Annotated in this window: 1 protein-coding gene; it reads right to left on the reverse strand. The window is 72.3% G+C overall.

Annotated elements, in window-relative coordinates:
• The coding region (locus KDM41_18475; GenBank protein MCB1185411.1) for a hypothetical protein at nt 1-394 on the reverse strand (394 nt) is incomplete at its 3' end.
• Between the last annotated feature and the right edge of the window lie 227 nt (nt 395-621).

The raw sequence follows: 621 nt of genomic DNA on the forward strand, positions 1-621 counted from the left end.
CACGTCGTGACCGCGCGACGAACGCCGGCGTCGCCCCGACGTGATCCTGGAAGAGCCGCCGGAGGTGCCGTGCCGTCACTCCCACGCGCGAGGCGAGGCCCTCCTCCGTCTCGTCGTCGAGCGCGCCAGCGCTGATGAGGATGAGCGCGCGCTCCACGACCTCGTGCGGGCTGGAAGCGGACGCGGGGAGCCGGTCCGGGCGGCAGAGGAGGCACGGGCGGTAGCCCGCGGCCTCGGCCGCGACGGTGGTCGCGAACCTCGTGACGTTGTGCGCCCTCGGGCGTCCGGCGCAGCCGTCGCGGCAGTAGATGCCCGTGGTGCGCACGGCGTTGAAGCCGCGGCGTGGCGCGTCCGGTTGCGTGGCGAGGAGCACTTCGAGCGTGGCGGCGTCCATGCATCGATTCTGCCGCACTCGCAGCCCGCGAGGTGGACAGATCCGGACATGCCATCAAGGCTGTCCGAATCCGTCCGATCCCGGCGCGCGGCCCGCGCGAGGATGACCTCGGAGGTGCCCCATGATCGCTCCGACCGCCGCTCCCGCGCTCTCGCTGTTCGTCCGCAGCACGTACCGCACGCCGATTGGCACGATGCTCATCGTGTACGACGAGGAGGGCGCAGTCC

The sequence above is a fragment of the bacterium genome (genome assembly GCA_020440705.1).
Lineage (GTDB): Bacteria > Krumholzibacteriota > Krumholzibacteriia > LZORAL124-64-63 > LZORAL124-64-63 > JAGRNP01.